At 71.2% G+C, this 24,016-nt stretch carries 19 protein-coding genes; 1 reads left to right on the forward strand and 18 read right to left on the reverse strand.

Translation table 11 applies throughout. The features are described 5' to 3' along the window. Positions 1–216: 216 nt before the first annotated feature. The 6 genes from ADL34_RS04780 to ADL34_RS04805 form a co-directional block, all read right to left on the reverse strand. Positions 217–1,848: a beta-N-acetylhexosaminidase gene (locus ADL34_RS04780; protein ID WP_062665302.1), complete on the reverse strand. Its 1,632-nt coding sequence runs from the start codon at positions 1,846–1,848 to the stop codon at positions 217–219. Positions 1,849–1,859: 11 nt separating this feature from the next. Next, a complete protein-coding gene (locus tag ADL34_RS04785; RefSeq protein WP_062665252.1) occupies positions 1,860–2,702 on the reverse strand; it encodes a carbohydrate ABC transporter permease in 843 nt (280 codons plus the stop codon). A 5-nt stretch (positions 2,703–2,707) separates the two neighbouring features. After that, on the reverse strand, positions 2,708–3,613 hold the full coding sequence (locus tag ADL34_RS04790) for a carbohydrate ABC transporter permease (protein ID WP_062665254.1): 906 nt from the start codon (positions 3,611–3,613) through the stop codon (positions 2,708–2,710). Then, a complete protein-coding gene (locus ADL34_RS04795) occupies positions 3,610–4,923 on the reverse strand; it encodes an extracellular solute-binding protein (protein WP_062665255.1) in 1,314 nt (437 codons plus the stop codon). Before ADL34_RS04795 ends, ADL34_RS04790 begins: the two co-directional genes overlap by 4 nt. 217 nt (positions 4,924–5,140) lie before the next feature. Beyond that, entirely contained in the window at positions 5,141–5,428 is a 288-nt protein-coding gene (locus ADL34_RS04800; RefSeq protein WP_019754409.1) for a DUF3039 domain-containing protein, read from the reverse strand. Between the two features lie 29 nt (positions 5,429–5,457). Further along, the gene (locus tag ADL34_RS04805; RefSeq protein WP_062665257.1) at positions 5,458–6,030 is read right to left on the reverse strand and encodes a YqgE/AlgH family protein; all 573 of its coding nucleotides are present in this window, start codon (positions 6,028–6,030) and stop codon (positions 5,458–5,460) included. A 299-nt stretch (positions 6,031–6,329) separates the two neighbouring features. Between ADL34_RS04805 and murA the strand changes: the two genes are divergently transcribed. Further along, positions 6,330–7,676, forward strand: coding sequence for a UDP-N-acetylglucosamine 1-carboxyvinyltransferase (murA, locus tag ADL34_RS04810; RefSeq protein WP_062665259.1), 1,347 nt, complete (start codon positions 6,330–6,332; stop codon positions 7,674–7,676). A gap of 84 nt (positions 7,677–7,760) precedes the next feature. Here murA and ADL34_RS04815 read toward each other — a convergent pair whose 3' ends face one another. From ADL34_RS04815 to ADL34_RS04870, 12 genes are all read right to left on the reverse strand, one after another. Further along, on the reverse strand, positions 7,761–8,042 hold the full coding sequence (locus ADL34_RS04815; protein ID WP_007498188.1) for an HU family DNA-binding protein: 282 nt from the start codon (positions 8,040–8,042) through the stop codon (positions 7,761–7,763). 352 nt (positions 8,043–8,394) lie between these two features. Then, complete coding sequence (locus tag ADL34_RS04820) at positions 8,395–9,816, reverse strand: NAD-dependent malic enzyme (RefSeq protein WP_062665261.1); 1,422 nt, start codon at positions 9,814–9,816, stop codon at positions 8,395–8,397. A gap of 318 nt (positions 9,817–10,134) precedes the next feature. Further along, positions 10,135–12,492 carry a HelD family protein gene (locus ADL34_RS04825; protein ID WP_062665263.1) on the reverse strand — a complete coding sequence of 786 codons (2,358 nt, stop codon included), beginning with the start codon at positions 12,490–12,492 and terminating at the stop codon, positions 10,135–10,137. A gap of 85 nt (positions 12,493–12,577) precedes the next feature. Continuing rightward, complete coding sequence (locus ADL34_RS04830; protein WP_062665265.1) at positions 12,578–13,360, reverse strand: anti-sigma factor family protein; 783 nt, start codon at positions 13,358–13,360, stop codon at positions 12,578–12,580. Positions 13,361–13,419: 59 nt separating this feature from the next. After that, a complete protein-coding gene (locus ADL34_RS04835; RefSeq protein ID WP_010039908.1) occupies positions 13,420–13,941 on the reverse strand; it encodes a sigma-70 family RNA polymerase sigma factor in 522 nt (173 codons plus the stop codon). Positions 13,942–14,260: 319 nt separating this feature from the next. Next, positions 14,261–14,860, reverse strand: a complete 600-nt coding sequence (locus tag ADL34_RS04840; RefSeq protein ID WP_062665267.1) for a CGNR zinc finger domain-containing protein — start codon at positions 14,858–14,860, stop codon at positions 14,261–14,263. Positions 14,861–15,176: 316 nt separating this feature from the next. Then, positions 15,177–16,328 carry a uroporphyrinogen-III synthase gene (locus tag ADL34_RS04845; RefSeq protein ID WP_062665268.1) on the reverse strand — a complete coding sequence of 384 codons (1,152 nt, stop codon included), beginning with the start codon at positions 16,326–16,328 and terminating at the stop codon, positions 15,177–15,179. 126 nt (positions 16,329–16,454) lie between these two features. Beyond that, positions 16,455–17,837, reverse strand: coding sequence for an MFS transporter (locus ADL34_RS04850; protein ID WP_062665270.1), 1,383 nt, complete (start codon positions 17,835–17,837; stop codon positions 16,455–16,457). Positions 17,838–18,002: 165 nt separating this feature from the next. Next, on the reverse strand, positions 18,003–18,926 hold the full coding sequence (locus ADL34_RS04855) for a hypothetical protein (protein ID WP_062739768.1): 924 nt from the start codon (positions 18,924–18,926) through the stop codon (positions 18,003–18,005). A 136-nt stretch (positions 18,927–19,062) separates the two neighbouring features. Beyond that, a complete protein-coding gene (locus ADL34_RS04860; protein WP_079034023.1) occupies positions 19,063–20,460 on the reverse strand; it encodes an acyltransferase family protein in 1,398 nt (465 codons plus the stop codon). Positions 20,461–20,477: 17 nt separating this feature from the next. Beyond that, positions 20,478–22,727: a glycosyltransferase gene (locus tag ADL34_RS04865; RefSeq protein ID WP_062665274.1), complete on the reverse strand. Its 2,250-nt coding sequence runs from the start codon at positions 22,725–22,727 to the stop codon at positions 20,478–20,480. Then, a complete protein-coding gene (locus tag ADL34_RS04870) occupies positions 22,727–23,821 on the reverse strand; it encodes a hypothetical protein (protein ID WP_062665276.1) in 1,095 nt (364 codons plus the stop codon). Before ADL34_RS04870 ends, ADL34_RS04865 begins: the two co-directional genes overlap by 1 nt. Positions 23,822–24,016: the final 195 nt, after the last annotated feature.

The following is a 24,016-nucleotide window of genomic DNA, read 5'->3' on the forward strand; positions in this document are numbered from 1 at the left end:
CCCCTTCCCGCTGCCCCACCTGGTCCCACCTGTGTTGCCGTACGGTACGTGCTGACAGGGCGGACGTGGCAACTCTGGCACATCTTCCCAGGGCACGCGGACACGGGTCCGCTAGGAGGCATTCGCCCACCTCATCAGGGAGATGGTCCGTTTTGGGACGGCATCACCGATGAGTACCGATTGACACTCTTCGGTGACACCGCGCCGGTTTTTCCCTCATCTGTTCGGGGGCGGTCCCTCGATCGGACGGCCGAGCACCCCGGGGCGCCGCTGCCAGGGCCGCGGTCCGGACGGCGGCCGGTAGGCGACGCCGAGGGCGTCCAGGCGCGCGTAGTGGGCCGTCATCCGCCGCTCGAAGCCGGCGAAGTCCCGCTCGGCCGGGGCGGGCAGGGCGCTCCAGGCGACCTCGGCGAAGGCGGCGAGCCGCGGGAACGCCTGGTAGTCGACGCGCGCGGCGTCCTCCATCACCTCGGTCCAGACGTTGGCCTGCGTGCCGAGCACGTGCCGGGCCTCCTCCGGCGTCAACTCCCCGGGCACGGGCTCGAACCGGTAGACGTCCTCCAGGGTGCGCACGTACCCGATCGGCACCGGCTCGTCGGCGCCCGCGTCCTGCCGGTGGTCCAGGTACACCTGCTGCTCGGGGCACATGACGACGTCGTGGCCCGCGCGGGCCGCCGCGACGCCGCCCGCGTAGCCGCGCCAGGACGACACGGCGGCGCCCGGCGCGAGTCCGCCCTCCAGGATCTCGTCCCAGCCGATGAGCCGGCGCCCGCGCGCGGACAGCCACCGGTCGAAATGGCCGATGAACCACGCCTGGAGACCGTCCTCGTCCTTCAGGCCGAGTTCCCGGATGCGTTCCTGCGCGGCGGGTGAACTCCGCCACTGGTCCTTGAGGCATTCGTCACCGCCGACATGCACGAACTCGCCCGGGAACAGTTCCAGGACTTCCTCGAACACCCCCTCGTAGAAGCGCAGGGTGGTGTCGGTGGGGGCGAGTACGTTCGGGGAGATGCCCCAGGAGTCCCAGACGGACAGGGTGGTGGTGTCGACGACGTCGGTGTTGCCGAGTTCCGGGTACGCGGCGATCGCGGCCTGCGAGTGGCCGGGCACGTCGATTTCCGGGACGACGGTGATGTGCCGCTGCGCGGCGTACGCCACGATCTCGCGGATGTCGTCCTGGGTGTAGAAGCCACCGTGCGGCTTCTCCTCCCAGAGCGGGGAGGCGCGGTGGCCGAATTTGGTGCGCGCCCGCCAGGAGCCGGTCCCGGTGAGCCGGGGGTACTTCCTGATCTCGACGCGCCAGCCCTGGTCGTCCGTCAGATGGAAGTGGAAGACGTTGAGTTTGTGGGCGGCCATCAGGTCCAGGTAGCGCAGGACGCCGTCCTTGGGCATGAAGTGCCGTGCCACGTCGAGCATGAGGCCGCGCCAGCGGAACCGGGGGGCGTCCTCGACGGTGCCGTGCGCGAGGACGGGACGGGTGCCGGGCCGGACCGGGGCGCGGCGGAACGCGTCGGGGCCGAGGAGCTGACGCAGGGTCTGGGCGCCCCAGAAGACGCCGGCGGCGGCGCCTCCGCGGATCTCGACGCCGCCGTCCGGGCCGGCGGTGAGCCGGTACGCCTCCGCGTCCAGGGTGTCGTCCAGGAGCAGCCTGACGGCGCCCGGCGCGTCCTGCGGCCCAGGTCGCAGCGGCAGGCCGAACGCCGCGCCGAGGGTGGCGCGCAGCCAGCGTTCCGTGGTGCCGGTGCCGTCGGCCGCCCACAGGGTGGTGTCGGCGCCGAGCGTGAGGGTGCCCTCCCCCAGACCCTCGGTCGCGCGCGGCGCGGGAATCAGTTGCCCAGCAGAAGTCACGTCGGTCACCTCTAGTCCTTGACCGCCCCGCCCAGCCCCGACACGAGTCGCCGCTGCACGAGGACGAAGAAGATCAGCACCGGAATCGTCATCACCGTGGACGCCGCCATCACGCCGCCCCAGTCCGGCTCGTCGGGCTTGTAGAAGACGAGCAGGGCCATCGGAAGGGTCGACTGGGAGGTGTCGCTGATGATGAACGACTTGGCGAACAGGAAGTCGTTCCAGGCGGAGATGAAGGAAAACACGCTCGTGGCCACGAGGCCCGGGAAGACGAGCGGGAAAAGAATCTGCCACAGGAATCGCGACCGGCTCGCGCCGTCCATGTAGGCGGCCTCCTCCAGGGCCTCCGGAACGGCCTTCACGAACCCCCGCAGCATCCAGATCGCGAAGGGCAGCGAGAAGGCGATGTGGGGCAGGATCAGCGACCCGAGCGTGTTCAGCTGTCCGAAGTCCCGCATGAGGAAGAACAGCGGAATCGTCAGGGCCTCCACGGGCACCATCTGGGCCACCAGAAACATGATGAGCAGGGTGGTGCGGAAGCGGAACCGGAATCGCGTCACCGCCGTCACGGCGAGAAACGCGATGAGCGCGGAGACGACCACGACCGTGCACGCCACGACGAGACTGTTGACGAAGTAGCGGCCGAATTGGTTCTGCTCGAAGACCCTGCGGAAGGAATCCAGGGAGGGCGACAGGGTCCACGGCCGCGGCTCGGTGGACTCGATCTCCCCGGCCGGTTTGAAGGCGCCGAGCACCATCCAGTACAGCGGGAAGGCGACCACCACGGCGATCAGCAGCGCGGTGGCCTCCGCGAGCAGCCGCCAGGGGCGCCGTACGAGGCGCGTCAGGTTCATCGGCCTCACAGTTCCTCTCCCTGCCGCCGCAGCAGCCGCAGGTACACGAGCGTGACCGCCAGCAGGATCAGCAGCATCACGACGCCGATCGCCGAGCCCAGGCTGTACTGCGAGGACGCGAAGGCCTTCTGGTAGGCGTACACGTTCAGCACGAGGTTCTGGCCGGCGATACCGCCGCCGTTGGTCATGACGTAGATCTGGGTGAAGACCTTGAAGTCCCAGATCACCGACTGGATGGTGACGACCACGAGGATCGGCCGGAGCATCGGCGCGAGCACCGAGCGCCAGATCCGCCACTGCGAGGCGCCGTCCAGGGAGGCCGCCTCCAGCACCTCGGCGGGGACGGCCCGGATACCGGCGTAGACCGTCACCATCACGAACGGGAAGGAGCACCAGACCACTTCGAGCAGGACCAGGAGGAAGGCGCTGAGGCGCCCGTACGTCCACGAGTGGTCGCCGAGCCCGAGCAGGCGGTTGACCGGCCCGAAGTCCGGGTCGAACAGGAACAGCCAGACGGTGGAGCCGGTGATGGCGGGGGTGGCCCAGGCGCCGAGCGCGGCCAGCATCAGGGCCAGCCGCGGCACGGCCCGCACCCTGGTGAGCAGTACGGCCAGCGCGCAGCCGGCGGCCAGCGTCGAGACGACGCAGGCCGCCGCGAAGGCGACGGTGGCGAGCAGCACCTGCCAGAACTGCTCGTCGGAGAACAGCTCCGCGTAGTTCCCGAACCCCTGGAAGGTGGTCGGCTCGCCGCCGCTGACCTGGGCCTGGGTGTACTCGAAGAACGAGATCAGGCCGAGCTGGTAGACGGGGTAGACGAGCAGTCCGCCGATGACGACGAGGGCGGGTGCCAGGTAGAGCCAGGGTGTCGTGCTCCGCGGGCGGCGGGCCCGCGGCCGGGCGGGCGCTGTCATCCGGCGGAGCCGAACGCCGCGTCCATCTTCTTCGCCGCGTCGCGCGAGGCCCCGGCGACGTCCTTCTTGCCGCTGACGACCTCCTGGAACATGGTCGGCAGCACCAGCGACGAGTCGATCTGGGCCCAGGCGGGCGAGGCGGGCACGAACTTGGTCCCGGCGGCCAGCGTCTCGACGAACGGCTTCACGTACGGCTTCTTCGCCGCGGCCTGCCGGCGCACGTCGGCGAAGGTCGGCAGGAATCCCATCGCCTCGAACATCGACTCCTGGGTGTCCTTCGCGGCCAGCCGCTCCATCAGCTCGACGGCCAGCGTGCGGTGGGACGTGCTCTCCAGGACGCCTATGTTGTTGCCGCCCGCGAACGCGGGGGCGACCGTGCCGGCCTTCACACCGGGCAGGGGGACGACGCCGTACTTGCCCTTGACCTTGCCGGCCTCGACCGCGGCGTGACTGAAGTCGCCGCCGATGGCCATGCCCGCCTTGCCCGCGGCGAACGCGGTGACGGTGTCGTTGCCGCCCATGCCGGCGCACTTGGCGACCGGACAGTTGTCGTCGGAGAAGAGGGAGGTGTAGGCCTTGATGCCCTTCTGGGCCTGGGCGCTGTCGATCGCGGAGGCGTACGAGCCGCCCTTGCCCTCGGCGAGCTCCCCACCGTTGGCCCAGACGAACGGCATGGCGCCGTAGGTGTAGGCGCCGCCGACCACCAGGCCGTACAACTCGGGCTTCTCCGCGCGGATCCTGCGGGCGGTGGACGCCAACTCGTCCATGGTCCTCGGCACTTCCAGGCCGAGCTCGTCGAAGACGTCGGTGCGGTAGTACAGGGCGCGGACGCCGACGTAGAAGGGCGCCCCGTAGACCTTGCCGTCCACGGTGACGGACTGCCGGGCGGTGGGGTCGGTGTCCTTCGCCTCGTCCCAGGCGGCGAACTCCTCGCTGACGTCGAGGAGTCCGCCGTCCTTCACGTAGCCGGCGGTGTCGGTGTTGCCGTACTCCATGAGGTCCGGCGCGGACTTGGGGTCGTTGAAGGCGGCCTTGACGCGCTGGGTGCGGGTCTCGACGGGAATGTACTCGACGTCGACCTTCGTGCCCTCGTGCTCCTTCTCGAAGCCGGCGACGACCGCGTCGACGACCTTCTCCTTGGGCTTGTTGCCGACCTCCTGGAAGAGCCAGACCCGCAGGGTGCCGGTCTTCTCGTCCTTGTCGGAGGAGGAGTCGCCGGTGGTCTGGGGGGCGCAGGCGGAGACGATCAGGGTGGCGGCCGCGAGGGCCGTGGCCCCGAGGACGCGGACAGCTGGCTTCCGGGTGTTCATGGCACTCCTCCGATGAGGCGTTGCAGCATGCGCAATGACGGTTTCGCTGTGCACAACACCGGGAGGCTAGGGAGTTCATGAACACGACCACAAGAGGTCTCAACCACTCTGTGACCGGCGGACGCACTCCGTGCAACGGCCGAACAACACAAAGGCCCCCAGGGTGCGCGAAACGCACCCCGGGGGCCTCGGCACGCGGGCCCGGAGGAAGGCCGGCCTACTTGTCGCCCTTGCCCTTGCCCTTGTCGTCGCCGCCGGCGCCCATGGATTCGTAGATCTCCTTGCACATGGGACACACGGGATACTTCTTGGGATCGCGGCCGGGCACCCAGACCTTGCCGCAGAGTGCCACGACGGGGGTGCCGTCGAGGGCACTCGCCATGATCTTGTCCTTCTGGACGTAGTGGGCGAAGCGCTCGTGGTCACCGTCGCCGTGGGAAGTCTGCGGCGTGGGCTCGACGAGGGTCCCCGTACCAGTCCCGCGCTCGGGCTCGAGAGTGCTCATAGCGCCAAGGGTACTGAAGCTCACGTCCATCAGTTGAGCGACGGGTCGTCCGGATACGTGGCCACCATCGCGAGCTCGTTGCGCTGGCGGCGCAGCACCTCCCGCCACAGCCGCTCCGGCGCCGGGGACGACACGTCACCGGGCTCGGACTCGACGACGTACCAGGCGCCGTCGACCAGTTCGTCCTCCAGCTGGCCGGGACCCCAGCCGGCGTACCCGGCGAAGATCCGCAACGACCCGACAGCCGAGGCCAGCAGCTCCGGCGGCGCCTCCAGGTCCACCAGGCCGATCGCGCCGTGCACCCGGCGCCAGCCCAGCGGCGCGCTCTCCCCGGCCGCGTCGCCCGGGATCACGGCGACGCCGAGCGCCGAGTCCAGCGACACGGGGCCGCCCTGGAAGACGACACCGGGCTCGCCGGTGAGGTCCGCCCAGCCCTCCAGGATGTCGCCGACGTCGACGGGGGTCGGCCGGTTGAGGACGACACCGAGGGAGCCCTCCTCGTCGTGGTCGAGAAGGAGCACCACCGCGCGGTCGAAGTTCGGGTCCGCCAGGGCGGGCGTGGCCACGAGCAGCCGCCCTGTGAGCGAGGACACCTCGGTCATGCCAGACATGATCCCGCATCTTCCCCCGGTGTGGGGAGGCAATGCCGCTTCGCGGGGGAACGCGGCAGGCGCCGGAGGGAGCGTCCTGGTGGGGCCGCGTCCGGCGGGGCCCCTGGGGCAGGGGGGCGACGCCCCTGTGCGGGGCCCCGCCCGGTGACCGCTCGTGGCCGGTGCGGAACCGTTCGTGTTGTGACACGACTATGACGATGCTGAGCCCCACTCGGGCTTACTCCAGGGGGGTGCGCGGCGATTACCCTTTCCCTTCTGGCCCCTGCCCGACTCATCGGAACGCGAGATACATGACCGTCAACGGCAATGACGATGTACTGCTTGTCCACGGCGGAACCCCGCTCGAGGGCGAGATCCGTGTCCGCGGTGCGAAGAACCTCGTACCGAAGGCCATGGTCGCCGCCCTCCTGGGCAGTGGCCCCAGCCGACTGCGCAACGTTCCGGACATCCGGGACGTCCGGGTCGTCCGCGGCCTGCTCCAACTGCACGGCGTCACGGTCCGTCCGGGCGAGGAACCCGGCGAGCTGGTGATGGACCCGTCGCACGTCGAGAGCGCCAACGTCGCTGACATCGATGCCCACGCGGGCTCGAGCCGCATCCCGATCCTGTTCTGCGGCCCCCTGCTGCACCGCCTCGGCCACGCCTTCATCCCCGGCCTCGGCGGCTGCGACATCGGCGGCCGGCCCATCGACTTCCACTTCGAGGTGCTGCGGCAGTTCGGCGCGCGGATCGAGAAGCGGGCCGACGGACAGTACCTGGAGGCTCCGCAGCGGCTGCGCGGCACCAAGATCCGCCTGCCGTACCCGTCCGTCGGCGCCACCGAGCAGGTGCTGCTGACGGCCGTCCTCGCGGAGGGCGTCACCGAGCTCTCCAACGCGGCCGTCGAGCCGGAGATCGAGGACCTCATCTGCGTCCTGCAGAAGATGGGCGCCATCATCGCGATGGACACCGACCGCACGATCCGCATCACCGGTGTGGACAAGCTCGGCGGTTACGCCCACCGCGCCCTGCCGGACCGCCTGGAGGCCGCCTCCTGGGCGTCCGCGGCGCTCGCCACCGAGGGCAACATCTACGTCCGCGGCGCGCAGCAGCGTTCGATGATGACGTTCCTCAACACCTACCGGAAGGTGGGCGGGGCCTTCGAGATCGACGACGAGGGCATCCGTTTCTGGCACCCGGGCGGCCAGTTGAAGTCCATCGCGCTCGAGACGGACGTGCACCCCGGCTTCCAGACCGACTGGCAGCAGCCCCTGGTGGTCGCGCTGACGCAGGCGACCGGCCTGTCCATCATCCACGAGACGGTCTACGAGTCCCGGCTCGGCTTCACGTCCGCCCTGAACCAGATGGGCGCGCACATCCAGCTGTACCGCGAGTGCCTGGGCGGCTCCGACTGCCGCTTCGGCCAGCGCAACTTCCTGCACTCGGCGGTCGTCTCCGGCCCGACGAAGCTCCAGGGCGCGGACCTCGTGATCCCCGACCTGCGCGGCGGCTTCTCGTACCTCATCGCCGCGCTGGCGGCCCAGGGCACGTCCCGGGTCCACGGCATCGAACTGATCAACCGCGGCTACGAGAACTTCATGGAGAAGCTCGTGGAACTGGGCGCGAAGGTCGAACTGCCGGGCAAGGCGCTCGGCTGACGCTCTCCGAGGCTCATGGCGAAGGGGCGGTCACCCGGAATCGGGTGACCGCCCCTTCGGCGTCTCTCGCTCGGTGCGGAGCGCTTACTTGCCCTTGGCGGCTTCCTTGAGCTTGGAGCCCGCGGAGACCTTCACGCTGTAGCCGGCGGGGATCTGGATCGGGTCGCCGGTCTGCGGGTTGCGGGCGGTGCGAGCGGCACGGTGGGTGCGCTCGAAGGTCAGGAAGCCAGGGATGGTGACCTTCTCGTCGCCCTTGGCGACGACCTCGCCGACGGTCTCGGCGAACGCGGCCAGCACGGCGTCGGCGTCCTTGCGGGTCACCTCGGCGCGGTCGGCCAGCGCGGCCACCAGCTCACTGCGGTTCATGTTCTTACTCCCGTGTTCAATTGCCTTGAGGCGTGCCACGCGGCGGAGCCGCATGTCGGGCACAGCGGTGTCGATGCTGCCAGGGTCCTCGGTCGGTCCCCGGACCGGGTCCGTGGCCAGACCCTCGCGCCCAGGGACGCATCCTGCCCCTACCTGCGGCGGGAAAGCCAATCCGGCACCCGGAGGAGTCGTGAGAACACCCTTGGGAGTCACACGAAGAGAGGGCCTGAGCCTGGCCGTCACGATAAACGGCGAAAACAGGCGTCAGCTTCCGCGACGCGCCGTCACAAGGGCTTGCCGTGGCGATCCTCACAGCCCGGTCACACGTGCCGGTTACCCCGCCGCACGGGGCTTACGCCCCCTGGGAGGCGGTCGCCGCCTTCGCGGCCTCGCGGACCGCGCCGGCGACGGCACCCGCCACCTTGTCGTTGAAGACGCTGGGGACGATGTAGTTCGGGTTGAGCTCGTCCTCGGTCACCACGTCCGCCAGGGCCTTCGCGGCCGCGAGCATCATGTCCGTGTTGACGGTGCGGGACTGCGCGTCGAGCAGACCGCGGAACACACCCGGGAAGACCAGCACGTTGTTGATCTGGTTCGGGAAGTCCGAGCGGCCCGTGGCCACAACTGCGGCGGTCTGACGGGCGATTGCCGGGTCGACCTCGGGGTCCGGGTTCGCGAGCGCGAACACGATCGCGCCCTCGGCCATCGCGGCCACGTCGTCCCCGTCGAGCACGTTGGGGGCCGAGACGCCGATGAAGACGTCGGCGCCGCGCACGGCCTCCTTGAGGGTGCCCGTCAGATTCTCCGGGTTGGTGTTGTCGGCGATCCAGCGCAGCGGCGAGTCCGCGGGGGCCTGGCGCAGGTCCTCACGGCCCGTGTGCACCACGCCGTGGATGTCGGCCACGACGGCGTTCTTCACGCCTGCCGCGAGCAGCAGCTTGAGGATGGCCGTACCGGCGGCGCCGGCGCCCGACATCACCACGCGGATGTTCTCGATCGCCTTGCCCGTGACCCGAAGGGCGTTGGTCAGCGCCGCCAGGACGACGATCGCCGTGCCGTGCTGGTCGTCGTGGAAGACGGGGATGTCCAGGGCCTCGCGCAGCCGCGCCTCGATCTCGAAGCAGCGCGGCGCGGAGATGTCCTCCAGGTTGATGCCCGCGAAGCCGGGGGCGATCGCCTTGACGATCTCCACGATCGCGTCGGTGTCCTGGGTGTCCAGGCAGATCGGCCAGGCGTCGATGCCCGCGAACCGCTTGAACAGGGCCGCCTTGCCCTCCATGACCGGCAGCGCGGCCTTCGGGCCGATGTTGCCCAGGCCGAGGACCGCGGAGCCGTCGGTGACGACCGCGACGGAGTTGCGCTTGATGGTCAGCCGGCGGGCGTCCTCGGGGTTCTCCGCGATCGCCATGCAGACCCGGGCCACGCCGGGCGTGTAGACCATGGACAGGTCGTCACGGTTGCGGATGGGGTGCTTGGACGCCATCTCGATCTTGCCGCCGAGGTGCATCAGGAACGTACGGTCGGAGACCTTGCCGAGCGTGACGCCCTCGATCAGGCGCAGTTGTTCGACGATCTCGTCGGCGTGCGCGGTGGAGGTCGCGGCGATGGTGACGTCGATCCGGAGCTTCTCGTGGCCGGACGCGGTCACGTCGAGGCCGGTCACCGAGCCTCCGTGGGACTCCACGGCCGTGGTGAGCTGGGAGACCGCGGTTCCGCTCGCGGGCACCTCCAGCCGGACCGTCATCGAGTAGGAGACGCTGGGCGCCGTTGCCATGGCCGACTTCCTCTGCTTTCACCGTATAGCTGCGATCTGCCGTCCGATCGTCGCACCTACCGTCGAGTAGGAGTTAGCCGGGCCGGGATTGCGAACGTTTTGTTCGCCACGTCTTCAAAGGAGAAGAGGCCCGCGTCACATTTCGTGACGCGGGCCTCTCCCCTACGTAGGTGACACCGACCCGCCATGCTCGCCTCGCGGCAAGTGGTCGCTCGTAGCGACGAAGGTTGGGCCCGGGGGCTTGGATCGAGCCGGTGTCACGTCCAGGCTAACAAACGGATGGCCTGAGGCCATTCCCTCCGGCGGGGTTCCTTCCCATCAGTCCCTCAGCAGGTCCGGGACCCCGGCGGCGTCCGGCTCGTCGCGCTCCCCCGACACCACCGTGAGCTGCTGGGTCGCGCGGGTCAGCGCCACGTACAGCACCCGCAGTCCGGCCGGGGACTCGTCGGCGATCTCCGCCGGGGAGACCACCACCGTGGCGTCGTACTCCAGCCCCTTGGCCTCCAGGCTGCCGAGCGCGACGACCCGGTCGCCGAGCCCGGCCAGCCAGCGGGCCGCCTCTTCGCGCCGCTGCATGGCGACGACCACGCCGACCGTGCCGTCGACCTGGTCCAGCAGCCGGGCCGCCTCCGCGCGGACGGTCCCGGCGAGGGAGTCCTCCACGACCGAGAAGCGGGGCCGTACGCCGGTCGAACGCACCGCCGACGGGGAGGTGGAGCCCGGCATGGCGAGCGCGAGCACCTTCGCGGCGAGTTCGGCGATCTCGGCGGGGTTGCGGTAGTTCACGGTGAGCTGGAAGCGGCGGCGGGGCCGGCTGCCCAGGGCCTCGTCGCGCGCCTCGGCGGCCTCGTCCGGGTCGGACCAGGAGGACTGGGCCGGGTCGCCGACGACCGTCCACGTGGCGTGCCGGCCGCGGCGGCCGACCATGCGCCACTGCATCGGCGTGAGGTCCTGGGCCTCGTCGACGATGACGTGCGCGTACTCGGTGCGTTCGGCGGCCAGCCGCTCGGCGCGCTCGCGCTGCGACTCCTCACGCACCGGCATCAGCTCCTCAAGGCCGGTGAGCTGGTCGAGCGGGTCCAGTTCGCGCTTGCGGCGGGGGCGGGCCGGGGTGCCGAGGATCGCCTGGAGCTCGTCCAGCAGGGCGATGTCGTGCACGGACAGGCCGTCGCGGCGCAGCGAGCGGGCGACCTTGCGGACCTCGCCCGGGTTGAGGACCCGGCGGGCCCAGCGGCCGAGCCGGCGCTCGTCGGCCATCGCCGCGAGGACGGCGGCCGGGGTGAGCTCGGGCCACCAGGCGTCCAGGAACGAGATGAAGCTGTCCTCCGAGGTCACGTCCTCGTCGAAGGAGGAGCGCAGCTCGGCGGCGAGCTCGGGGTCGCTGTGCCGCTTGGCGCCGCCGGACTGCTCCCACAGGGCGTCGAGCAGCAGTTTGCGGGCGCGCGGGCGCAGCAGGTTCACGGGCGCGGTGCCGCCGAGGGCGGTGCGGCGGACGCGGTCGAGGGCGCCGGCCTCCAGCTCCAGCCGGCGCCCGAAGGCGACGACGCGCAGCCGGGTCGGGGGTCCGGCGGGCACCTGGGCGGGGTCGTCGCCGAACGCGAGCTGCCCGCCGCGGTCCCCGCCTCCCGCGCGGGCGGCCGCTCCCAGCTCCAGCGCGCCGCGCGCCGCCTTCCGCAGGACCTTGAGCATGCGGTACGAGCCCTTGGCGCGGGCCGTGGCCGGGGAGTCGTACAGCGTGGCCTCGGCGCCGTCGACCAGGGAGCCGATGGCGCGGATGGCGACCTGGCCCTCCTCGCCGAGCGAGGGGAGCACGCCCTCGGTGTACGCCACGAGCAGCGGGGTCGGCGAGACGATGAGGATGCCGCCCGCGTACCGGCGCCGGTCCTGGTAGAGCAGGTAGGCGGCGCGGTGCAGGGCGACGGCGGTCTTGCCGGTGCCGGGGCCGCCCTCGACGTACGTGACGGAGGCGGCGGGGGCGCGGATGACCATGTCCTGCTCGGCCTGGATGGACGCCACGATGTCCCGCATGGTGTGGGTGCGGGCCTGCCCGAGCGCGGCCATGAGGGCGCCGTCGCCGATGACGGGCAGATCGCGCCCTTCGAGGTACGCCGTCAGCTCGGGGCGCATCAGGTCGTCCTCGACGCCGAGGACCTTGCGGCCCTTGGAGCGGATGACCCGGCGCCGTACGACCCGGCCGGGGTCGACCGGCGTGGAGCGGTAGAAGGGGGCGGCGGCCGGGGCCCGCCAGTCGATGACCAGCGGGGCGTAGTCCTGGTCGAGCACGCCGATGCGCCCGATGTGCAGGGTCTCGGCGATGTCGGCGGTGTTGTCGTCGCGGACCGCGCCCTCGGCGGGTTCGACCGCGGTGTAGGCGCCGTCGGGCCCCTTCTTGCCGTCCTTGCCGAGCAGCAGGTCGATCCGGCCGAAGAGGAAGTCCTCGAACTCGTTGTTGAGCCGGTTGAGGTGGACGCCGGCCCGGAAGACCTGCGCGTCCCGTTCGGCGAGCGCTCCGGGTGTGCCGACCTGGCCGCGCTGGGCCGCGTCGTTCATGAGGAACTCGGCCTCGTGGATCTTCTCCTCGAGGCGTCGGTACACCCGGTCGAGGTGTTCCTGTTCGACGCCGATCTCTCGGTCTCGCAGGGAGTCGAGCGCACTGTCCTGCGCCTGAGCGGCCACCGGGCCCCCTTCTGACGTGCTGGGCAGCCGTCAACCGTACGCGAAGGGGGGCCGGTGGCGCTACGACAGGCCCGGGAGGTCTCGCCTAGACGTCGACCTGGACGAGCTTGTTCCCGTCGAAGTCGATGATCTCGACGTGGTCGATCTTGTCCGGGGACATCGCGACTCCGCCGCTGACGTAGAGCGGGTTCCTGGCCTGCTCGGTCTTCGCGTCCGGGAGGCCGTAGCCCCACTTCGGCACGGACCAGGAGGCCGCCGTCTCGCGCGCACCGTCCTTGCTCACGAAGACCATGGAGCACTTCAGCGGGCCCTTGACGCCCTTGAGCTCCAGGCCGGTCTCGGTACCCCAGAGCTTCTTGCTCAGGCCGACGGTCGCGGTGACGCCGGTCGACGAGTCGGTGCCCGTGACCTTGTCCTTGATCCCGGTGAACAGCTCCTTGGCGGGGTTGGCCGCCTGCACGGTCCGGTTGCCCTCGGTGCCGCCGCCTCCACTGTCGCCGTTCGTCGCGACGGCCACGACGGGACCGCCGATGATCAGCGCGGCGGCCGCGGCCACCAGGTAGAAGCCACGCCGGCGCTTCTGGGCGCGGCGCTCGGCGACCTCGTCCACCAGCTTGTTCACCAGGCGCGGGCTGGGCTTGGCCGACAGCGAGTCGCCGATGGCGGGTGTGCCGGCACCGGGCAGGTCCGCGAGGGCGGCCAGCATCGGTTCCATTCCGGCGAGTTCGTCGAGCTGCTGGGCGCACCATTCGCAGGTGGCCAGATGAGCCTCGAAAGCGGTTGCCTCGGCGTCGTCGAGAATCCCGAGGGCGTAGGCGCCGACGGTCTCGTGCTCACTGGGGCCCGGTCGTCCCTGCGTGGGGCTCATGGACCCAGACATACCCGACCCGCCCATGCCGAATCCCTGGTTTCCCCCGTACCCGCTCATCACGCCGTCACCCCCCGCTCCTCCAGAGCCAGCTTCATCGACCGCAGGGCGTAGAAAACCCTTGAGCGGACGGTTCCGCTGGGTATGCCCAGTGTCTCGGCCGCCTCATTGACCGTACGCCCCTTGAAGTACGTCTCGACGAGCACCTCCCGGTGGGCGGGGGTCAGGTCGTCGAGCGCGTCCGACAGCGTCATCAACCACAGCGCCTTGTCGATCTCGTCCTCCGCGGGGATGACCTCCAGCGGCGACGGATCGACCTCCTGCGGCCGGGCCTGCCGGCTGCGGTGGCCGTCGATGACGATGCGCCGGGCGACCGTCACCAGCCAGGGGCGTACCGATCCGGTCGCTCGATTGAGCTGTCCGGCGTTCTTCCAGGCACGGATGAGCGTCTCCTGCACGACGTCCTCTGCTCGTTGCCGATCACCGGCGACCAGACGGAGGACATACGCAAGGAGGGGTCCGGCGTGCTCTCTGTACAGCGCACGCATCAGCTCCTCATCAGGTTCCGAGGGCTGGGACATGCGATGTCGGGCCCTCGATCCACGTTCATTGGCCACGACGGAATCCTTGCGCACGCCCACCTCCGATGTCCGGGGGTTCCCCCAGTCGGTCGCTCGACCACCCGTACGCAGACGGCGGGTTGCGTGTTCAAAGTGAGGCGACAGTTTTCTTCGGAGTGACGTGACGAGCGGGACATGGCGCCACATTCCCACCGTGCGATCTTTACATTTCCGTCACATCGGCAAGATCGTCTTCACGCTTCCCTACGGTGGCGTAGGTAAACAACGTGTAATCGAAATCACTTCGACGGCCGTTTCACACACGGGGCATAACGGGCGCTCAGGTCCGGGTGAGAGCCGCGCGGCGGCGGTGCCGGGCCACTCTTTCGCGGTTTCCGCACACCTCGCTGGAGCACCAGCGCCTCCGGCGGCCCCGGGAGGTGTCGAGGTACACGAGAGGACAATTGTCCCCTTCGCACTCCCGAAGCCCCGCCCGTGCGACGGGATCGGTGAGCAGCTCCAGGACGTCCCGCGCGAGGGCGCCGAGCAACTCCCCGCACGCGGGCGGCCGCTCCAGCCGCCGCACCAGCGTGCCGTCCCCACCCCGCACGACCCGCGGAGCGGGCGGCGCGGCACGGGCGAGGTCGTTCACCCGCTCCAGCACCCCGTCGTACGACGGCCAGGACGCCGGCCCCGCCGACGCGCCCCGCACCAACTGATCCACGAAAGCGCGTACTTCACGGAAAGCGGCCACCCACGAGGCGTCGGCGTGCCCCAGCGGGGTGTGCGGCGGCACGAGCCCGGACTCGGTGATCCACGCGCACAACACCTCGACGGAGACGAACCGTTCACAGGGGTGCGCGGTCGCGAGAAGGTCGAGACTCACCCGCCCCGCGCCGAAACGCAGGTCGTACGCGACCGTGGCCGTACCCGGTGCCATGTGCCTGTCACCGCCTAGGGGGCACCGTCCCCGGTCGGCGGGGCCGGCGCGTGCGAGAGGGGGCTGGGGGAACCGTTCCCTCCCACAGTGCCCGGCCCGGGGCCCGGCCGGAACCCCTCGTGCCGCGAACCCCTCGTGCCGGGCAGACCCCGCCCTTCCGGCGGCGACCTTCCAAGGCCGGGCGCGCACAACCAGCCCGTCCGGCGCTTGAGGACGAGGCCCGTTCAGGGCCGACAGCGGGGGTTCGGGGGCGGCAGCCCCCGAGACGGCAACCTGTACGCCGGGTACGGCCCGGCCCGGGGCAACCAAAACATCCTCACTCGCCCGAATACTTCGCATCGGCGGCCGGGTCCAGCGCCAGCCGATACCCCCGTTTCACCACCGTCTGGATCAGCTTCGGCGCCCCCAGCGCCGTACGCAGCCGGGCCATCGCCGTCTCCACGGCGTGCTCGTCCCGCCCGGCGCCGGGCAGCGCGCGCAGCAGGTCGGCCCGGGACACCACCCAGCCCGGCCGCCGCGCCAGCGCCCGCAGCAGGGACATCCCGGCGGGCGGCACCGGCCGCAAGTCCCCGTCCACCAGCACCGCGTGGCCGCGGATCTCCACCCGGCGCCCGGCGATCGGCAACGTCCGCGCGCGGCCGGGCAGTTCCCGGCACAGCAGCTGCACCAGCGGGCCGAGCCGGAAGCGTTCGGGCTGCACGGTGTCGATCCCCCGCGCCTGCAACGGCAGCGCGGTGACCGGGCCCACGCAGGCCGGCAGGACGTCGTGCCCGAGCGCGGCCAGCAGTTCGTGGAGCAGTCCGCGTTCCTCGGCCCGCGTCAGCAGGGACGCGGCGGCCGGGGCGCTGGTGAAGGTCACGGCGTCCAGGGAACGGGAGACGGCCGCGTCCAGCAACCGGTCCACGGGGCCGATGTCCACCGGCGGCAGCCACCGGTACACGGGCACCCCGAGCACCTCCGCCCCGCCCGCCCTGAGCGCCTCCACGAAGCCGGGCAGCGGCTCGCCGTGCAGCTGGACGGCGATCCGGCGCCCGTCGACGCCCTCCTCCAGCAGCCGGTCCAGCACCTCGGCCATGGACTCGCTGGACGGCGACCACTCCTCGGTCAGTCCGGCCGCGCGCACCGCGCCCTTCACCTTGGGCCCGCGCGCGAGCAGTTCGACCTCGCGCAGCCGGTTCAGCAGGTCCTCGCCGAGGCCCCAGCCCTCGGCGGCCTCGATCCAGCCCCGGAAGCCGATCGCGGTCGTGGCGACCACGACGTCCGGGTGCCGCTGGATGATCTCCTTGGTGGCGGCGAGCAGTTCGCTGTCGTCGGAGAGCGGCACGATGCGCAGCGCCGGGGCGTGCACGACGGCGGCGCCGCGCCGCTGGAGCAGCGCCCCGAGCTCGTCGGCACGGCGCGCGGCGGTGACGCCCACGGTGAACCCGGCGAGGGGTCCGTGTTCAGGTTGCTGCTGTTCGTCGTACATAACTCTCGTTCCGCACTCGAGTCGTGGTGCCTGCGCCGGACGCCCGCACAGATGCGTCCGCATGCCGAGCGAGCCTGTCAACGGTGCGTGACAGGCTCGGTTCGGCCACGTGTCAGCGGTGTTACGTCACACCTCGGCATAGCTGAGCTGCGGCTTCGCCTCCGTCGCCGAAGCCGTGGGGGCCGTGGCGGGTGCCGGGCGGCGAAGGTATACGGCCCAGGTGACCGCGAAGCACAGGCCGTAGAAGGCGAGGAAGGCGACGAAGGCGCCGGTGCCGGAGCCCACGCTGAGGAACGACTGCCGGAAGGCCATGTTGATGCCGAGTCCGCCGAGCGCGCCCACCGCGCCGATCAGCCCCATGGAGGCGCCGGAGAGCCGGCGGCCGTAGGCGGCGGCCGCCTCGCCCTCCAGGCCCTGCCCGAGGGCCTTGGCGTGGAAGATGCCGGGGATCATCTTGAACGTGGAGCCGTTGCCGAGTCCGGTCAGGACGAACAGCGCGATGAAGGCCACGGTGAACAGCGGCAGCGACTCGCGCACCGACGCCACGATGACCACGCCGGTCGCGGCGGCCATGGCGACGTAGTTCCACAGCGTGATCCGCGCGCCGCCGAAGCGGTCGGCGAGCGAACCGCCGACGGGGCGGATCAGGGAGCCCAGCAGCGGGCCGATGAAGGTGACGTAGGCGGCCTGGAGGGGCGTACGGCCGAACTGCGTCTGCAGGACCAGGCCGAAGGCGAAGCTGTAGCCGATGAACGAGCCGAAGGTGCCGATGTAGAGGAAGGACATGATCCAGGTGTGGGGGTCCTTCGCGGCGTCCTTGGCGGCACCGGTGTCGTTGCGGACGGAGGAGATGCTGTCCATCTTCAGCCAGGCGAGGACGGCGGCGACGACGATGAACGGGATGTAGATGCCGAGCAGCAGGCGCGGGCCGCCACTGGCGCCGATCACGGCGAGACCGACCAGCTGCACGACGGGGACGCCGACGTTGCCGCCGCCGGCGTTCAGCCCGAGCGCCCAGCCTTTCCTCCGCAGCGGGAAGAAGGCGTTGATGTTGGTCATGCTGGAGGCGAAGTTGCCGCCGCCCACGCCGGCCAGCATCGCGCAGATCAGGAAGACGGTGAACGAGGTCCCCGGCTCCATCACCGCGAACGCGGCGACCGTGGGCACGAGCAGCAGGCTCGCCGAGACCACCGTCCACATCCGGCCGCCGAAGACGGCGACGGCGAAGGTGTAGGGGACGCGGGCGACGGCGCCGACCAGGGTGGCCATCGAGACGATGGTGAACTTGTCGGCGGGGGTGAGGCCGTACTCCGGCCCCATGAACAGCACCATCACGGACCACAGGGTCCAGATCGAGAACCCGATGTGCTCGGAGAGCACGGAGAAGAACAGGTTGCGGCGGGCGATCCGCTCACCGGTGGTGTTCCAGAAGGTCTCGTCCTCGGGGTCCCAGTGGTCGATCCAGCGGCCTCCCCTGCTCGCGACGGGGGCAGTGCTCGGGGCTGTCATGGCGCCTCCACGGTCTTCGGACTCGGTCGCCTGCGAGTGGCTGATCCCGAAGGTAGGGAGGGCTCGTTTCCGGGCTGTGGCACCCGGTGACCGGCAAGGAACGTTGCTCTCACCCGCCGGACGGGGCGGATGAGAGGTCCCGCGGACCGGGCCCGGACGACCTGGTCAGGGCTGCTGCGGGGGCTGCCAGTGGGGGTTCTGCTGCGGGTAGGGCGGCTGCTGGCCGTACGGCTGGGGCGGTTGGGGCGCCTGCCCGTACGGCTGCTGGGGCGCCTGACCGTAGGGCTGCTGCCCGTACGGGCCGGGCGCGGCAGGCTGGGCGGGGTAGGGGCCGGGGGCGGCAGGCTGGGCGGGGTAGGGGCCGGGGGCGGCCGGCTGGGCGTACGGGGCCGGCGCCGGGGCCTGCTGCCCGTATCCGCCGGGGGCACCCGGCGCGGCGGCCGGGACCTGCCCGCCGTACGGCCCGGCCGCGCCGAACGGGTTGCCGTGCCCGGGGAGGTGGCCGCTCGCCGGCAGGTACCGCAGGCGGCCCGTCTCGTCCCGTACGGGTGTGAAGCCGGCGGCCTCGAGCCGCGCCGCGAACTTGGCGTTCCGCTTGCGGGTGACGACGACGCCGACGGCGAGCAGCGCCATGAGCGCCAGCCAGCCGAGGACGACGAAGAAGGCGGAGTCGCCCTCGATGTCCGCCTTCAGGGCGGAGAAGAAGAAGCCACCGGTGATACCGGCGGCCACCCAGTACATGCGCTTCTCGACATGCCGGCCGGTGAGGTCGAAGTTGATGCGCGCCTTGAGCAGTTCGTGCGCGTCGGGCACGAGCGGCGGCAGGGAGACGCCGTCACCGGCGTCCGGGTACTGCGCCCAGTTCTGCGCGGCCCGGGCGCGGGCCTGCGGGCTGGGGTCGGGCGCGATCAGCATCACGAGGGCGTTGTTGCGTCCGCCCTGCCTCACGTCCAGGTACTCGTACCCGAACTGCTGGGCGACGAAGGCGAGGTGGGCGAGCTTCTTCACCGAGGCCATGGGGCTCGTGAGCTCCACCGGCTGACCGCTCGCGATCAGCCGAAGCATCTTCTGGACCTGCCGCTTGCTCACGCGTCACCCACTCCCCCACCGGACCACCCGGCGACCCCGTCCACCACCGCGACCCGGCCAGTCTTCCACGGGGGTCCGACATCGAGGACGGCGGACCTGCGGAGACGGGGGGTCGCGGGGGCGGACGGGGACGGTGTCATCCGCGGCGACGGCCGCCGCGGCCGCCGTCGCCGGACGCGGCGGCCTTCTTCTTCGTGCCGTTCGGCCACAGCCGCGGGCTGCGCTTGGCGGCGATGTCCTCGACCCAGCCGAAGGACAGGACGGCCAGCCCTATCAGCGGCCAGACCAGGAAGAACATCCAGATCATGTACGTCGAGTCGAGAGCGGCCGAGGCCCGCTCGCTCTCCATGAACGGCAGGTTGTACAGCTGGTCCAGGATCGGGACCGTGGCCATGATCAGGAGGTTGTGCCACAGGTAGATCGTGACCGCGCGGTTGTTGGACAGCGTGACCAGCTTGTCCCAGCGGGCGAGCCGGCCCGGCAGTTCCTGCCACGAGGGCGAGTAGAGCAGCAGGATCACGACGAACCCGAAGGACCAGGTCGCCTGGGACAGCGGGATGTCGTTGAGGTCCCAGCCGTCCGGGCCGAGGTGGCCCGAGGCCCACCACAGTCCGAAGGCCATGACGAGCGAGGCGCAGGAGACGGCCACATAGCGCGGGATCCTGGACAGCAGGCCCTCGTGGTGGGCGAAGCCCAGCACCCAGCAACCGCCGTAGACGGCGAAGTCGGAGATCGCGTTGCCGGTCTCGCCGGGGATCTTGACGACACCCGTGCCCACGACGGCCGTCAGGGCGAGCGGGGCCAGCAGGGTCGGCCACGGGGCCCGGCGGAACGCCCACAGCAGCAGCGGGGACGCCACGACGAACCACAGGTAGGCCCGCAGGTACCAGAGCACACCGGCGGCCTGCACCGCCCAGGTGTTCTCCAACAGGCCGGACTGGGAGCCGATCTGCCACGGGAACGGCGGCGCGCCGACCGGGACGAGGTAGTTGAACAGGTCGATGACGGCCCACATGCCGCCGCCGAGGTCCGGGTCCTTCGTCGGGTTCCAGCCGCCGGCGAACATCATCGTCAGCACGACGGCGCTGAACACCCACAGCGGCGGCAGCAGACGCCTGACGCGGCTCTTGATCACGCCCCACGCGGGACGGTTCAGGGAGCGCGCCATGAGCGAGCCGGCCAGCGCGAACATGACGCCCATGGACGGGAACAGGACCGTCAGCCAGGCCCAGCCGAAGAGGTGGTACGCGACCACGCGGACCAGCGCGATGGAGCGCAGGAGGTCCAGGTAGCGGTCGCGGCCCGGCTTCTTCGGCGCGGCGGCCGGCACCGGTTCGGGGGCCGGGTCCGGGGCGGGGGTGGAGGGCTCGGGTGCGACGGCGGTCGCCGCCGGCTCGTGTCCGTACGCGCCCGCGCCCGCGTAGGGGTCCGTCCGCCAGGCCGGGTCGTTCTGCCAAGCCGGGTCGGTCTGCCAGGCGGGGTCGTTCTGCCAGGACGGCTCCGGTGCCCCGGGCCCGGCTGCTCCGGGCCCCATGGGCGGGTATCCGTGCGTCATCCCACCGGCCTCCGATCGCCGTCACGTGTGCCTGCCGAACGCTGCGACGGCACGGGGCCGCCGGGTGCCTCCACCACGCCCGTGCGGCGCAGCTTCTGCCAGCGCAGGCGGCCGCCGGTGAGGGCCGTGATCCAGGACTGGAGCAGGACGACGTACATCAGCTGGCGGTAGAGGATCTGCTGGAGCGGGAGCGAGATCAGGTGGGTCATGCGCTCCTTGTCCAGCCGGAAGGCGTAGGCGGCGCAGACCAGCTGGATCGCGAGGACGCCCAGCCAGGCGACGACGGTCTTCTGCGTCGGGCCGAAGATCAGGCCGTAGATCAGGAAGACGTCGATGAGCGGGGCGAGCAGGGGCGCCAGGACCATGAAGAGCGACACCAGCGGCAGGCCGACCCGGCCGAAGCGGCCCGAGGGCCCCTTCTCCACGAGGGCGCGGCGGTGCTTCCAGATCGCCTGCATCGTGCCGTACGACCAGCGGTAGCGCTGGGACCACAGCTGCTGGACGGACTCCGGTGCCTCGGTCCACGCGCGCGCGTTCTCGGCGTAGACGACGCGCCAGCCGTCCCGGTGCATCGCCATGGTGATGTCGGTGTCCTCGGCGAGCGTGTCGTCGCTCATGCCGCCGACCCGCTCCAGCGCCGACCGCCGGAAGGCGCCGACGGCGCCCGGGATGGTCGGCATGCAGCGCAGGATGTCGTACATGCGGCGGTCGAGGTTGAAGCCCATCACGTACTCGATGTGCTGCCAGGCACCGATGAGGGAGTCGCGGTTGCCCACCTTCGCGTTGCCGGCGACGGCACCGACGCGCGGGTCGCCGAACGGCTGGACCAGCTCGCGGACCGTGGCCGGCTCGAAGACGGTGTCGCCGTCCATCATCACGATGATGTCGTAGCTGGCGTTCGCCAGGCCGCGGTTGAGCGCGGCGGGCTTGCCGGCGTTGAGCTGGCGGACGACCCGGACGTTCGGCAGCCCCATGGCCTCGACGATGCGGGCCGTGCCGTCGCTGGAACCGTCGTCGACGACGATCACCTCGATGGGGTGCTCGCTCGCCATGAGGGAACGCACCGTGTTCTCGATGCACTTCGCCTCGTTGTACGCCGGGACGAGCACCGTCACCGGTTCCGTGACGGGCGGGCCCCAGCGGAAGCCCTTGCGGCGCACCCGGCGCGCGTGGATGCCGGACAGCAGCAGCATCAGCACGAAGCGGCTGATGACCAGGAAGCCGATCACCGCGAGGCCGACGACGAGGACGCCCGTGATGTTGTCCGAGGCGCGGACGAGGAAGATCCAGGCCTTGCCCTTCCACAGGTCGAGCCCGGTGACCTGGCTGTGGGCGCTGGGCGCGCCGAGCGCCTCGGTGAGGTTGCCGAACTTGTAGCCCTTGGCCTGCAGGTCGGGCAGGAACCGGTCGAGCGCCTGCACCGTCTGGTGCCGGTCGCCGCCGGAGTCGTGCATCAGGACGATGGCGCCCTTGCCGCCCTTGGGGGTGGCGCGGCGGATGATCTCGTCGACGCCGGGCTTCTGCCAGTCCTCGCTGTCGGTGTTGTTGACGACGGTGAGGTAGCCGCGCTGGCCGATGTACTCGGTGATCGGCCAGGACGCGTTGTCCATGGCGTCGGCGAACGACGAGTACGGCGGGCGGAACAGGGACGTGCGGATGCCGGCGGCGCCGGTGATCGCGAGCTGGTTCTGGGACAGCTCCCAGTCGATGCGCTTCTTCGACTGGTAGGAGAGGTCGGGGTGGTTGAAGGTGTGCAGGCCGACCTCGTGGCCCTCCTCGACCATGCGCCGGACCAGCTCCGGGTAGCGCGAGGCCATGGTGCCGGTGACGAAGAAGACGGCGTGGGCGTGGTGCTTCTTGAGCACGTCCAGGACCTTGGGGGTCCACTCCGGGTCGGGGCCGTCGTCGAAGGTGAGGACCAGGCGGTGGTCGCGCAGGCTCAGCGTCTCGGCGCGGCCGCCGCGGGTGTCGATGACGGGGCCGCCCTCGAGGATCTTCTCCGGGACCTTGTCGGTGGCGGCCTCGGGCCGGATCCGGTGGTCGGCGAGGATCTCGCTGTGGACGTAGCCCCGCAGCATCAGCATCGCCATCAGGGCGACGAGGACGAGGCAGGGCAGGAGCAGGCGCATGGGTACGCGGCGGCGGCGCGGGGCCGCGCCGCGGGCGCGGTGTTCGGGTGCGTGGCGACGCGAGGAGCCGCCGCGGGCTCCGTGCTCGGCCCCACGGCGGCGGGTGCGGGATGCCATCAGAAGGTGTTCTCCGGGAACGGGGCTGCGGGAGCGGAGGCGGTGCCTCCGGGCTCCTGCGTGACGGGCTCAGGGTTGCTCGGGCCGTTGGCGACCGTCCCCGTTCCGGGGTCTTCGGTGGTCGTGGGGTCGGTCGGCTCCGTGGTGGTGCCGCCGCCGTCCGTCGGGCTCGGTGCGGTGGGTTCGGTGACCGGGTCGGTGGGCGGCTGCCGGTCGGGCGTCGGGTTGGTGCCGCCCGGGTTGGACGTCGCCTTGCTGTTGCTCGGCTTCGGCTCGCCGGAGGTGGCCGGGTCCTCGGTGCCGGTGGACGCGCCGGGCGCGGTGCCGCCGGTTCCGGGCAGCACGCTCTCGCCGGCGGACGCGGACGGGGAGGCGCCCGGGGAGACGTCCGAGGTCTCGGAAGGCGTCACCGAGTCGGCCGGCATGGGCGAGGTGTCGACCTGGCCGGCGGGCTTGTCCGCGGGGCCCTCGACGGGCAGCCAGGGCGCGTCGGAGTTACCGGACAGCAGGGTGGCGACGATGACCACGGCGTAGACGGCGCAGGCCAGGGCGACGGCCATGCCGAGCCGGCGGAAGCGGCGGCTGCGGCGGCCCGTCTCGTCGACGAACACCGGTCCTTCGGAGCCCTCGGGGGCGCCGGGGGCGTCCTTGGCGGCGCGCATCATGCCGTCGAGCTGGAGCCCTATGCCGTCGAGCTGGACGGTGACCTCGTGCGGGTCGTGGGTGACGCCGGCGCCCTCCGGGTCCACCGCCTGCTCGTGTTCGGCCCACGGGTCGCGCACGGGGGCCGTGCGGGGGCCGCCGGCCGCCGCGAACGGGTCGGTGCCGCCGGCCGCGTGCCGGCCGTGCCGGGGCGGGGCCGCCGGTCTTCCGACGCCGGGCAGGACCGCGGTCTCGTCGCCGGACGCGGCGGGTACGCCGCGCAGGATCTCCGTCTTGTCGGCGTCCGTCGAGGCACGCCTGCCACCCTGGAGTATGTCCGTCTCCCTTGCCTCGGTCCGGGAGCGCGGCCCCCGACCTGGGAGCCCGGTCTCCCCGGTCGCCGGGAAGGCCTGGGTGTCGACCCTGGCGCCCCCCGCGGAAGAATTGCCCACAGACCGGTACGCGGCTTGGGGCCACTCCGGTTGGGCGTCTTCTCGCCACTTCTTCACGCGCACGCACATCCCCCCACGGGACCGTTCCGGGTGCGCACACGACTCCGAGCACGCGTCGCCGCACCGGGCCCCCACCCGGCCGAGCGCCCCCCTTTACCACACTGTGCTCAGGCGAAGAATGTAGCGCACGCGGAG

The sequence above is a fragment of the Streptomyces sp. NRRL WC-3605 genome, assembly GCF_001509795.1.
Lineage (GTDB): Bacteria > Actinomycetota > Actinomycetes > Streptomycetales > Streptomycetaceae > Streptomyces > Streptomyces viridochromogenes.